Here is a 248-nt window from a genome sequence, read left to right as displayed (position 1 = left end):
TCCTCTTCGGCCGTTCGTCGGCGTCAAAGGACATCGAGTTGCTCGTGCTGCGGCATGAGGTCGCGGTGCTGCGCCGCACCCAGCCCAAGCCCCGGTGGGACTGGGCGGACCGGGCGGTGCCCGCCGCTCTGATCAGGCTCCTGCCCAGAGCGCTGGGAGCGCACCGGCTGGTCACCCCCGGGGACCGTCCTGCGGTGGCACCGCCGCCTGATCACACGGACATGGACCCACACGCACCGGACGGGAGG

At 72.2% G+C, this 248-nt stretch carries 1 pseudogene; it reads left to right on the top strand.

The window, feature by feature from the left end:
- Positions 1 to 44: 44 nt before the first annotated feature.
- Positions 45 to 248, top strand: a pseudogene (locus FMEAI12_RS21515) (hypothetical protein); the annotation flags it as partial.

Source organism: Parafrankia sp. Ea1.12 (genome assembly GCF_900465275.1).
Lineage (GTDB): Bacteria > Actinomycetota > Actinomycetes > Frankiales > Frankiaceae > Parafrankia > Parafrankia soli.
This window is presented reverse-complemented; position numbering and strand designations above follow the sequence as displayed.